This is a genomic window from Halochromatium roseum (genome assembly GCF_016653315.1).
Lineage (GTDB): Bacteria > Pseudomonadota > Gammaproteobacteria > Chromatiales > Chromatiaceae > Lamprobacter > Lamprobacter roseus.
In genome coordinates this window covers 1-11,213 of sequence record NZ_NHSH01000062.1, presented here as the reverse complement: position 1 = coordinate 11,213, position 11,213 = coordinate 1, and the positions used below count along the sequence as shown (strand labels likewise).

The window sequence follows — 11,213 nt, the reverse complement described above, 5'->3', positions numbered from 1 at the left end:
CGATCTGCAACGCCGTCCCAGTCTCACCGAACTCCGCAAGGATCCCATCTACGCTCAGTTCGTACTGCCCGAGTGGCGCGAGGCCGAGGCCGTCGCCGAGCAGGCGCGTGCCATCGCCGAGCAGGCGCAAACGCAAGCCGAGCAGGCGCGGATGGATGCTGCGCAAGAGCGCCAGCAGCGCGAAGCCGCCGAAGCGCGGGCCAATGAAGAACGCCAGCGGCGCCAACAAGAACGTCAGCAGCGCGAAGCCGCCGAAGCGCGGGCCGATGAAGAACGCCAGCAGCGCCAACAAGAACGCCAGCAGCGCGAAGCCGCTGAGGCGCGGCTTGCCGAGCTTGAGGCATTACTGGCGCAAGGGCACACAGAAGGGCCGCCATGATAGACATCTCGGCGCCTGGTCATTCAGTGCTCTAAAGTCTATACGGCTGCCAGTCGTTCTATCCGTTTGGGAAGCGCATCGACCAGGACTTGGTCGAGCAGTGCCTGCCAGGAGATGCGGTGATCACGACCCATCGGGGTCGTCTAGCCGATTGGCGGAGCAGCGTATTGAGATCGAGCGATGGCCTTCACTGATGATCAGGTGGGCATAGGCGACAGGAGGTTTTTGGGCCTGGCCCCTTTTCCCTCCCTTTCCCTCCGAGCGACTTGCCGAACGGGAGCGCGCCTAGAAAGCGGCGCTGCTTGTGGAGCTAGCGAGACTTCGCGGCGAATAGGCTTTAGGCCGCGATGGCGTCGCTGCAAAAGTCCGCCGCTGGCAGCAGTGGGTAAGCGCTGATCCTCTTGCTGCTGCGAGGGCTGCTTCGCGGAGCGAGCGCGCTGAAAATCCTGCAACGGTCGGTGTTGCTTGATGATGAGCAGGTCGAGGCGCTGGCTGCGTAGGGCCAGCTCCTCTTCGGTGCTGACGTTGTAGGGTAGCCCGTTGAGCGCATCGGCCAAGGCTTGGCCGAGCAGTGTATGCCAGGGGATGCGGTGATCGCGACTCACACCCGAATTGGAGTGGCGCGGGTGATGAGCGGTCAGTGTTCGTGACTGATCCCGTTATCGATCAGCTCATCACGACGCTGGGGTATTAGACGCCGCTGCCAAGGGATGGGCGTTTCGTCAGCTGTCTCGTCGGCGGCGCTGTACTTTGGATCGGTGACTGTCGAGACGCTCGCGACCCTGCTACAGCAGCGGCACCATCAGCAGGGCCACAGTGTTGACGATCTTGATCAGCGGATTCACGGCCGGCCCCGCGACCGCCTTGTAGGCGTCGCCAACGGCGTCGCCGGTCAAGGCGGCCTGATGGCTCGCCGAGTCGGCACCGCCATTGCCGGCTTCGATCTGCTTCTTGGCATTACTCCAAGCGCCACCGCCGGCGGTCATCGAGATCGCGATGAAGAGCCCCGTGACAAGGGTGCCGATCAGCATCCCGCCGAGCGCCAGCGCCCCGGCATTGCCACCCATTAACCATTGCATCCCAAAGCCGACAGCCACAGGCACCGCCAGTGGCAGCAACGCGGGAACGATCATCTCCTTCAGCGCTGCCTTGGTCAGAAGATCCAGCGCGAGTGAAGACTGGGGCTTGTCGGAGCCATCAAGGATGCCCGGCGTCTCGCGAAACTGTCGACGGAGTTCCTCGACCATGCGCGCGGCTGCATGCCCCACGGCTTCCATCGCCAGCGCGCTGAACAGGTAGGGCACCAAGCTGCCGATGAACAGGCCGATGAGCACGGCTGGATGCGCTAGCTCAAACACCAGCAGCCGACCTGTGGCCGCCAGGACCTGGCTGTAATCAGCAAAGAGCACTAGCGCTACCAGCGCCGCTGAGCCGATCGCATAGCCCTTGGTGACCGCCTTGGTGGTGTTGCCCACCGCCTCCAGCGCATCGGTCACCTCGTGCACTGGCTCCCCCATTGCCGCCATCTTGGCGATGCCGCTGGCGTTGTCGGTGATCGAGCCAAAGGCATCCAGCGCCAACATCACGCCAGTCAACGAGAGCATCGCCGTCGCTGCAATCGCAATCCCATAGATCCCGGCCAAGGCATCGGCGGCCCAGATCGCCGCGCAGATCATCAGCACCGGCGCAACGGTTGCCTTCATCGAGACCGACAACCCTGCGATCAGATTGGTCGCGTGCCCGCTGCAGGACGCCTTAGCAATGCTGCGAACCGGCCCATGGTCAGGGCTCGTATAGTATTCGGTGATCACCAAGATCAGGCCCGTCAGCGTCAACCCGATGCCAGCGGCACCGAGCACACCCCAGCGACTGAACAGGACATCGCTACCCAAGGGGCTGAAGCTCGCGGGCAGCAGCAGCCAGGTCACCGGAACGAAGAGTCCAAAGGCGAGGACGCCGGCAACCATCAAGGCCTTGGCCAGAGCCGCCAAGATGCGGTCATCGCCAGGCTCCAGCTTGACGAAAAAGGAGGCCACCACCGAGGCCACTAGCGAGAGACCGCCGAGCACCAGCGGATAGACGATCGTCGTTGGCGCAGAGGCGCTGAACAACAGGCCGCCGAGCAGCATGGTCGCGACCAAGGTGAGCGCATAGGATTCGAACAGGTCGGCCGCCATTCCGGCGCAGTCGCCCACATTATCGCCCACCTGATCGGCAATCACCGCTGGGTTGCGCGCATCATCCGCTGCCAGTCCTGCCTCGAGCTGCCCCACCAGATCGGCACTGATATCGGCAGCCTTGGTGAAGATGCCGCCGCCGAGCCGGGCAAAGAGCGAGATCAGCGAGCCACCCAGGGCGAGCCCGACCAAGGCCTGCAGCGCTTGTCTCTGGCCGTTGAGGTCACTGGGGTCGTTTGGCTCCAACACCAGGTAATAGCCAGCCACCCCAAGCAGCACAAGACTCGCGACCAGTAGACCGCTGATCGTGCCACCCCGGAAGGCGACCTGCAGTGCCGCATCGAGGCCATTGCGCGCCGCCTCCGCCATGCGCAGGTTGGCCTGCACCGAGAGACTCATGCCGATGTAGCCAGCCAACCCCGAGAGCAACGCGCCGATCAAGAAGCCGATCGCGGTCGCGAGCCCGAACCAGTGCCATAAAGCCGCCATTGCCAGCCCAGCAACCAAGGCAAGGCTGAGCGACTGACGATTGAGATAGGCAAAGGCGCCTTGCTGGATGGCCTTAGCCAGCGCCCGCATCCGCGCATCACCCTGTGGCTGCGCCAGCAACCAGCGGATCGAGAAGATCCCATAGCCGAGGGCAACGAGCGCACAGAATAAGCTATAGACCAGACTGAGTGGCATGGCAGATCTCCCATGATCCCGAAGACGGCTCGGCTCCGCACCGAGACCAGACCAGGGCGCGGAGTCTGCCCAGACGCTGACTCAGCGCCGACAGAGGACTGCCGGCGCTGCACATGCTTCGTCCGCCGGCCTCAGAGGAGCGTATAGGAGACGGTCACCCCCGCCATCACGATGGCGACGATACTCATCAGCTTGATCAGAATATTCAAGCTCGGGCCCGAGGTGTCCTTGAAGGGGTCGCCGATGGTGTCGCCAATCACTGAGGCGCGATGCGCCGGCGAGCTCTTCCCGCCATGATGCCCAGACTCGATGTACTTCTTCGCGTTGTCCCAGGCGCCACCCGCGTTAGAGAGAAAGACAGCAAGCACGAAGCCAGTCGAGAGCCCGCCCGCGAGCAGGCCGATGACCCCGGCGACACCAAACAGGACGCCAACGAGCACCGGCGCCGCAATTGCGATCAGCGACGGAATCACCATCTCGCGCTGCGCGCCCACGGTGGAGATCGCCACGCAGCGCTCATAGTCCGGGGCCGAGGTGCCCTTGAGGATGCCTGGATCTTCGCGGAACTGGCGTCGGACCTCTTCCACCATCGTCTGCGCCGCACGGCCGACGGCCTGCACGGTGAGACCACTGAAGGTGAAGGCGACCATCGCACCGAGGAACAGCGTGATCAGTACCGCCGGGTTCAGCAGGGTGACATTATAGAAGGCCATGAAGTCGACCAGGCTCGCATCCACCGTGGCCACGCTCAGGTCCCGCCCGACATCAAGCGCAGTCTGACCGGCGCTGATCAACTCGATCCGAATCACCTCGATATAAGAGGCGATCAGTGCCAGCGCGGTCAACGCCGCGGAGCCGATCGCAAAGCCCTTGCCGGTCGCGGCCGTGGTATTACCGAGCGAATCGAGCGCATCGGTCCGCTCGCGCACCTCTGGTCCAAGCCCGCTCATCTCGGCGTTACCACCAGCATTATCGGCAATCGGCCCATAGGCATCGCTCGCCAGCGTGATGCCAAGCGTTGAGAGCATGCCGACGGCCGCGATCGCGATGCCGTAGAGTCCTTGTCCCATCCGCGTCGGATCAAAACCGGACGCAAACAGATAGGCCAGCATGGTGCCCGTTGCGACGGCCAGCACCGGAATTATGGTTGAGAGCATGCCAACCCCAATCCCGGCAATGATCGTCGTCGCCGCGCCACTTTCGGCCGCGACGGCGATGCTTCGCGTCGGCTTGAACGATGCCGAGGTCGAATACTCGGTCGAGCGCCCGATAATCAAACCGGTAACGAGGCCGGTGACGACCGCGCCCCAAATGCCCCAGGTGTTCTCGATCCCGAGCAGCCAGAGGACCGCGGCCGAGGCCAGCACAATCATTGCAGCGCTGGCATTGATCCCCTTCGACAGGGCGCCGAGCAGTTCCTTCTGGTTCGCGCCCTCACGCGTCTTGACCAAGAAAACACCCAGCACGGATAACATGATGCCAACGCCGGCGATGGCCATCGGCGCCGCGATCGCCTTCATCTGCATCGCCGGATCGGCAACAAAGGCCGCTGCTCCGAGTGCCGAGGCGGCCAGGATAGAACCACAATAGGACTCGAACAGGTCAGCCCCCATACCCGCGACATCGCCAACATTGTCGCCAACGTTATCGGCAATCACGGCTGGGTTGCGTGGATCATCCTCCGGGATACCAGCCTCGACCTTGCCGACCAAGTCGGCGCCAACATCAGCCGCCTTGGTATAGATGCCACCACCGACGCGGGCGAACAGCGCCTGCATCGACGCTCCCATGCTAAAGGTCAGCGCTGTGGTCGTGACGAGAATCAGATAAGCGCCCTGGGTTGGATCGCCGGGCGTAAATAGATCAATCAACACAAACCAGAAGGCCAGATTGCCCAGGCCCAACCCCACCACGACCAGCCCCATCACGGCACCGCTGCGGAAGGCCACATTGAGCGCGCCAGCGAGCGAGGTCCGCGCCGCGGCCGTCGTGCGCGTCGAGGCCAGGGTCGCTGTCTGCATACCGAAGTAGCCAGCCAGCGCAGAGAAGAAGCCACCAAAGGTGAAGGTGATCGGCAGCCACGGATTCTGCACCCCAAGCCCATAGGCCAGGTAGGCAAAGAGGCCCGCCACCAGTGCGAAAACGATCAGCATGATCTTGTATTGCTGACGCAAATAGGCCATCGAGCCCTTGCGCACATGCGCCCCGATCTCGCGCATGAGGTCAGTGCCCTCATCATGGGCAACCATCTCCTTAAAGAAGCGCCAAGCGAAGTAGAGCGCGAAGACGGAAGCGAGCGGAGCGAGCCAAAAGACGGGTTCGTTCATGATTCCACTTCTACAGCTAAGGGGCCACGCAGGCTCAGCAGCGCGGCAGGATTAAGGACTGAGAAAAACGCAACAGGTTGGTCAACGGTCGCCTTGGTCAATCGAAGTGCGAGATCTGCGCCGAGCGCCACCAGTCATAGTGGGTCGACTTCAAGTCCTCCCGGCTTGGGAACGGATAGAAGGCAAAGTGGTCATGATCACCCACATAGAAACCGGTTTGCACGGTGCGGTAGAGCACCGCGTCGCGCACATGCTTGAGGACCAGCTTGCTGTCCTTGGTGTTGGCGGTGAAGTCCGATAACACGTCACGTAGGTGCGGGATATAGCCATACGGCAGATCATCGGCCTTGCCGTTCAACGGGTCGAATGCGAGTTCGCCGAGCGTCATATCTGAGAACGCGATCCGCGGCAGGTTCACCGGCTTTTTGGGGTCGGTGATCGAGCGGCAGAATGCCTGTGGCTCCAGCCGACTCGCCACCAACGGGCTCTTCGGGCAGAACTCTTGATAGAGATGCAGCGGATGTTCCCGATCCGGGGTGTAATCGGCACGCTCGAGTTCGAGCGTGCGCCCATCATCGGTGACCAGATAAAGCTTGCCGATGGCGGACACCGGGATGCGCGCCAGGACATTGTAGATACCCAAATACACCGACGACTTCGGCTTGCCATCCGGTTGCGTCACGCAGCGCTCATCGGCGAGCGAGAAGGCGAAATCCTCAGAGCGGAAGCTGGGGTCGAGCTCAAAGAAGATGGATTCGCCGAACACGCGGCCACTCCTTCCCACCGCGTAATAAGAGCCGAACTCCTTCGGCTCGAGCATGGAGGCAATCAGCGCCTCCGGAATCAAGGACAGATAGAGATGGTAATCGCTCATGGTCGCTCCTTAACGATCGCACCAAGAATCCAGCCACCGCGACCGAGGGCCGGTCACGGCAGCGATTGAGAGGCCTACTTAAGAGGCGGCGGAACCGCGCCTAGATCTCGAAGACGTCGAGTTTCTTCGCCACCGGCGCGTTCTTCAAGGTCACATAGCGCGGTAGACCGTTCTCGAAGGGCGGATAGTCTTCCCCCTGAATCAGCGGCAACAGGTACGACTTACATGCAGCTGTGATGCCAAAACCGTCGTCGGTGATGAAGTCACGCGGCATAAACTTCTCGACGTTCGCTACCTCGGACAAGGGCGCCTTGCCGACTTGCCATTGGTAGGGATCACTACTCACGCGCTCGATCGTTGGCATAATCGAGCTCTCACCCGCAATCGCCATCTCGACCGCAGCACGGCCGGTTGCATAGGCCTGCTCAACGTCCGCCTTCGAGGCCAGATGGCGAGCCGCGCGCTGCAGATAATCGGCGACCGCCCAATGGAATTTATAGCCAAGCGCCTCTTTGACCAGATTCGCCACCACCGGCGCCGCGCCACCGAGCTGCGCATGACCGAAGGCATCGCGCGTACCCTGCTCCGCGAGGAAGCGTCCATCCGGGTATTTCGCGCCCTCAGACACCACAATGGTGCAGAAGCCGTGACTGTCCACCATCGCCTTGACCTTGGCGATGAACTGCTCCTGATCGAACTCGATCTCTGGGAACAGCACGAGCACCGGCATCCCATGATCCTCGATCAGGCCACCGGCGGCAGCGATCCAGCCGGCGTGGCGGCCCATCACCTCGAGCACGAAGACCTTGGTCGAGGTCTTCGCCATCGAGCGCACATCGAACGAGGCCTCGAGCGCGGACGTGGCGATGTACTTGGCCACTGAGCCGAAGCCCGGGCAGTTATCGGTGATCGGCAGGTCGTTGTCGACGGTCTTCGGCACATGGATCGCCTGCACCGGATAGCCGAGCGTCTCTGAGAGCTGGCTGACCTTGTAGCAGGTATCGGCCGAATCGCCGCCGCCGTTGTAGAAGAAGTAGCCGATGTCATGCGCCTTGAAGATCTCGATCAGGCGCTCGTACTCCCGCTTATTGGCCTCCAGGCTCTTGAGCTTGTAGCGGCAGGAGCCGAATGCACCCGAAGGCGTATAGCGCAGCGCCGCGATGGCCGCGTCAGACTCTTGACTAGTATCGATCAGATCCTCGGTCAGCGCGCCGATGATGCCGTTGCGTCCGGCATAGACATTGGCAATCTGCTCCGGATGCTGGCGCGCGGTTTCGATCACACCGCAGGCGGAGGCATTGATCACGGCGGTGACACCGCCCGATTGGGCATAGAAGGCATTCTTCGCGGTCATGGGAGTCCTCTTAAAGCTCAGTATTATCAGTGTGTTGTCGAGTCATCAAACAAGCACGCGCAGGCGCCTGTCGGCGCGATACGGACGCAATAGCGGCCGCGCAGAGCATAGCGGAACCAAGGGATCAGCATCGAGTTGAGCCTAAGGGTACAGAATGCGCGCGCCGACCGCAGCGAGAATCGATTGATCTGCACCAATCCGCTGCGCCTTTCTCGCCCCAGGATCGCGCAGGGCCTGCCTGCCGCTTCAGCGGAGCGATTTCCTCGATGAGGCCAGAATGGGCCAAGCCATGCTCGAACCGCGCCATCGGGCGCTGAACGATGTCGCCATCGATCAGCTCGAGGCGCTCGTCCTCTGCCCAGGCTTGGATAAGATCATCGATCGTTTGCCGGCGGATTGCTTCCATCCTCGACTCACAATGACTTGCTCAAGACCCAGCAGCACGGGCCAGCGTCGGCAGATCGTCACCGAGCCCAAGCGCTTGCCGAATGAACAGCGGTTTGATGCCCGGCAGATGCTCGGCGGCCACCAGGCCGAGCGTCCTGGCACCGACCAGGGCCGGATTGCGGTTGCCGAAGAGCCGCTTAAAGAGGTCCATCGCCATCAGCATGGCGGCATTCTCACCACGACGCGCACGCTCGTAGCGACGCAGGCTGTGCAGACTCCCAATTGCGCGCTGCTTAGCGCGGGCATGATCGATGGCGTCGAGCAGCGCGGCGACATCGAGGAAGCCAAGATTCACCCCCTGCCCGGCGAGCGGATGAATCCCATGCGCCGCATCGCCGATCAGCGCCGCTCGAGGACGCACATACTCACGCGCATGCTGACGGCTGAGCGGGAAAGCGGCGCGCGGGCCGGTGCTCAGAATCGGGCCAAGGCGTTTATCGAAGGCGATCTCAAGCTCGGCGATAAAGCCAGCGTCGTCGAGCGCCAGCAGCTGCTCGGCGCGCGCCTCGTCGGCCGACCAGACGATCGAGCAGCGACCATCGGCGAGTGGCAGGAAGGCCAGCGGCCCGGTGGGCAGGAAGCGCTGCCAAGCGGTCTCACGATGCCAGTGCGCGACCTCGACGTTGGCGACGATGGCGCGCTGGGCATAATCAGCGCTCTCAAGGCCGATGCCCAGCGCTTCGCGTACGAAGGAGGCACGGCCATCGGCGCCGACCACCAGCTCCGCCGAGAGGCGACGTTGATCGGCGAGCCGGATGTGCGCCAGCCCGCCGTTGACCCCGCACTTGCTCTTACCATTCATCTCGGCATTGAGCTCGGCATTGAACTCGAGCGTCGCCGGCCCTGCCGGCGAGAGCAGCTGGACCTGCTCGGGAGCTGCTGCAGCAAAGCCCTCGAGCCGCTCCCAGAGCGCCAATCGCGTCACCCGATTCTCGACGATATGGCCCAGGTCTGGCTCACCTAGCTCAGCTGAATCGAAATGGATCTCGGCACGGCCGACCGCGTCCCAGACCTGCATCTCACGATAGGGACTGACGCCCAGCTCGACCATGCGCGGCCAGGCACCGAGACGCTCCAACAGCCGCTGGCTGGCACGACTCAGCGCCGAAACGCGCAGATCGACTTGCCCGGCCGGCCAGCTGCGTTGCGGTGGCTGCCCGTCGACGACGGCGATACGCAGATCACGCTCGGCGCAGGCACAGGCCAGAGCAGCGCCGACCATGCCGCCGCCGACGATAGCGATATCGAAATGTCCTAGCTGGTGATCATCTGCATCTGGCATCAGTCAACTCCTCATCGCCGGCCTGTGCATCAGACCGCTCACGGAAACGGGGCTCAGTGGTCAGCAAATATCAGGATTCGCTTGGCCGGTCATCGACCGGGTCAACGACGAGCAGCGGCTTGGTCGCCGTGGCAGGCACCGGCGGCAACGCGCTCTCGGCTGGCAGCCCACGGGCGAGCCGGGGCTGACGCCCGATCGCGCCCATGAACCGGCGCGCCAGATGATGTCGCGCCGCCGGCAGCAGGTCCAGGCCCAGCAGCCCGAGATTCCGACCGGCCCGCACCGGCCCCCAAGGATTGACGAACAACCGTGCCAGGCCGTCTGTGAGACCGGCGATCAATGCATGCTCAGGCGCACGCCGGCGTCGATAGGGTCCGAGCACCGCCGGACCGCCGATATCCTGTGCCGTGCGCTGCGCATCGACCAGCAGATCCGCCAGCTCGGCGACGTCGCGCAGACCCAGGTTGAAACCCTGGCCAGCGACCGGGTGCAGGGTATGCGCCGCATTACCGATCAGCAGCAGTCGCTCGCGCGTGAGCTGGCTCGCTAACATCAGCCGCAACGGATAGGCGATGCGCCGACTGGGTCGCGTCAACGCGCCGAGGCGCGCACCGAAGCGTGTCTGCAGCGCATCGATGAAATCAGCATCCGATAGCCCCAGGATGCCCGCAGTCTCGGCCTGACGCGCGGTCCAGACCACACCGTAGCGGCCCTCGGTCATTGGCAGCAGCGCCATCGGACCCGTGTCGGTGAAGCGCTCGAAGGCGGTGCCGGGCCGAGTGGTGGAGGGAATCCGCTCTGGCGTCACCGTGGCAATGATGGCGTCGTAGCCGTAATCGCGTGCGCGCACCTTGAGTCCGAGCCGCTTGCGCACTGAGGACTCGCCGCCGTCGGCGGCCACCAGCAACCCGGCCGTCAGCAGCTGCGACTGCCCAGCCACGGCAACCTCCAGGCTGACGCGATCTTTGGTGATCTGCAGCCCCTGCAGACGCGCCGGCCGCAACAGGCTGATCCGCGCAGAAGCCTCAAGGCGCCTATTCAGCGCGGCACCCATCACGCGGGCCGGAGCCACATAGCCGAGCGCGGGCACACCCTCGTCCTCGGCATCGAGATGTGCAAAGCCGAAGTGACCGCGATCGGAGACATGCACATGCTGAATCGGCGCCGCATCGGGCTCGATCGCGGACCAGAGGCCCATGCCCTGAAAGATACGTGCGCTGCCGAGCGAAAGCGCGATCATGCGCTCGTCATAACTTGGATGCGCCGGCGCATTGGCCTCGGTCGCCTCAACCACAGCGATGCGCAGTCCGGTCTCAGCAAGCGCAACGGCAAGGCTGGCGCCGACTAGGCCGCCGCCGATGATGGCCAGATCATAGTCATGCATAGGGAAGTCTCGGATCTCCGCTTCGCGCCTGGATCAGTTAAAGAATTATTGGTGAAAGGATTATCGGTCAGAACGGTTATCGGTCAGAACGGTTATCGGTCATAAGGATTGTCGGCCAAAGGCTTCGGCATCGTCTGCTGATCGAATCGCCGGCTAGCTGCTCCGGCTCCAGCTTAAAAGACTTGTGACCAAATAATAATCGTTTTCTCATTGAAAAACATAGTTATTTTTGAGGTTGGCCAACCCTGCAACGACCAAGATCACCTGATCAGCCATGCGAGTAGCACGATTTCTGAACGTGTTGG

General features: G+C 62.9%; 6 protein-coding genes and 1 pseudogene. 1 reads left to right on the top strand and 6 read right to left on the bottom strand.

Translation table 11 applies throughout. The features are described 5' to 3' along the window. A pseudogene (locus CCR96_RS15335) lies at positions 1–379 on the top strand (Uma2 family endonuclease); the annotation flags it as partial. Positions 380–1,164: 785 nt separating this feature from the next. On the opposite strand, the gene CCR96_RS15330 reads toward CCR96_RS15335, so the two are convergent. The 6 genes from CCR96_RS15330 to ubiH form a co-directional block, all read right to left on the bottom strand. Further along, on the bottom strand, positions 1,165–3,240 hold the full coding sequence (locus CCR96_RS15330; RefSeq protein WP_201221001.1) for a sodium-translocating pyrophosphatase: 2,076 nt from the start codon (positions 3,238–3,240) through the stop codon (positions 1,165–1,167). Positions 3,241–3,371: 131 nt separating this feature from the next. Further along, positions 3,372–5,567 carry a sodium-translocating pyrophosphatase gene (locus CCR96_RS15325; protein ID WP_201221000.1) on the bottom strand — a complete coding sequence of 732 codons (2,196 nt, stop codon included), beginning with the start codon at positions 5,565–5,567 and terminating at the stop codon, positions 3,372–3,374. A gap of 97 nt (positions 5,568–5,664) precedes the next feature. After that, complete coding sequence (locus CCR96_RS15320; protein WP_201220999.1) at positions 5,665–6,441, bottom strand: hypothetical protein; 777 nt, start codon at positions 6,439–6,441, stop codon at positions 5,665–5,667. A 100-nt stretch (positions 6,442–6,541) separates the two neighbouring features. After that, positions 6,542–7,795 carry a 6-phosphofructokinase gene (locus CCR96_RS15315; protein ID WP_201220998.1) on the bottom strand — a complete coding sequence of 418 codons (1,254 nt, stop codon included), beginning with the start codon at positions 7,793–7,795 and terminating at the stop codon, positions 6,542–6,544. Between the two features lie 427 nt (positions 7,796–8,222). Then, entirely contained in the window at positions 8,223–9,524 is a 1,302-nt protein-coding gene (locus CCR96_RS15310) for a UbiH/UbiF/VisC/COQ6 family ubiquinone biosynthesis hydroxylase (RefSeq protein ID WP_201220997.1), read from the bottom strand. Between the two features lie 70 nt (positions 9,525–9,594). Beyond that, on the bottom strand, positions 9,595–10,908 hold the full coding sequence (ubiH, locus tag CCR96_RS15305; protein ID WP_201220996.1) for a 2-octaprenyl-6-methoxyphenyl hydroxylase: 1,314 nt from the start codon (positions 10,906–10,908) through the stop codon (positions 9,595–9,597). Positions 10,909–11,213 lie beyond the last annotated feature (305 nt).

Bases quoted from the DNA above. Each gene is read 5' to 3' on its own strand.
- ubiH (WP_201220996.1), bottom strand. From the start codon at position 10,908: ATGCATGACTATGATCTGGCCATCATCGGCGGCGGCCTAGTCGGCGCC.
- CCR96_RS15315 (WP_201220998.1), bottom strand. From the start codon at position 7,795: ATGACCGCGAAGAATGCCTTCTATGCCCAATCGGGCGGTGTCACCGCC.
- CCR96_RS15320 (WP_201220999.1), bottom strand. From the start codon at position 6,441: ATGAGCGATTACCATCTCTATCTGTCCTTGATTCCGGAGGCGCTGATT.
- CCR96_RS15330 (WP_201221001.1), bottom strand. From the start codon at position 3,240: ATGCCACTCAGTCTGGTCTATAGCTTATTCTGTGCGCTCGTTGCCCTC.
- CCR96_RS15310 (WP_201220997.1), bottom strand. From the start codon at position 9,524: ATGCCAGATGCAGATGATCACCAGCTAGGACATTTCGATATCGCTATC.
- CCR96_RS15325 (WP_201221000.1), bottom strand. From the start codon at position 5,567: ATGAACGAACCCGTCTTTTGGCTCGCTCCGCTCGCTTCCGTCTTCGCG.